Here is a 521-nt window from a genome sequence, read left to right as displayed (position 1 = left end):
CCCCCCGGCCGCTGTACCTGCGGCGGCCCGATGCCCAGGTCCCCAAGAACTACAAGGTGGTCACCCCCAAGTGACGGGAACCGAGACGGTGGTCCTGCGCGAGATGCGCTGGTGGGACATCGACCCCGTGCTGGAGCTGGAGCGCGAGCTCTTCCCCGAGGACGCGTGGTCGCGCGGCATGTTCTGGTCCGAGCTGGCCCACTCCCGCGGGCCCGGGGCGACCCGGCGCTACGTCGTCGCCGAGGAGGGCGACCGGATCGTCGGCTACGCCGGCCTCACCACCTCCGGCGCGGAGGGCGACGACGGCGCCACTCCGGCGGCCGACGTCCAGACCATCGCGGTCACCCGCGACCACTGGGGCACCGGTCTCGGCTCGCGGCTGCTGACCGAGCTGCTGCGCGCGGCCACGGCGTTCGAGTGCGCCGAGGTCATGCTGGAGTGCCGCGTCGACAACGTCCGCGCCCAGAAGCTCTACGAGCGCTTCGGCTTCGAGGTCATCGGAGTCAGACGCGGTTATTACC

The 521-nt window shown here is 71.8% G+C and carries 1 protein-coding gene and 1 pseudogene; both read left to right on the top strand.

Annotated elements, in window-relative coordinates; translation table 11 throughout:
* Window positions 1–74, top strand: a pseudogene (locus LPA54_RS36445) (tRNA (adenosine(37)-N6)-threonylcarbamoyltransferase complex dimerization subunit type 1 TsaB); the annotation flags it as partial.
* Window positions 71–521: ribosomal protein S18-alanine N-acetyltransferase (gene rimI / locus LPA54_RS36440; protein WP_228984797.1), on the top strand; the 451-nt coding region annotated here is incomplete at its 3' end. The pseudogene LPA54_RS36445 and the gene rimI, both read left to right, overlap by 4 nt.

It is taken from the genome of Streptomyces sp. DH12 (genome assembly GCF_020873895.1).
In the GTDB taxonomy this organism is placed as follows: domain Bacteria; phylum Actinomycetota; class Actinomycetes; order Streptomycetales; family Streptomycetaceae; genus Streptomyces.
Note: the sequence above shows the minus strand (reverse complement) of the source record. Positions and strands in the feature narration are given on the sequence as shown.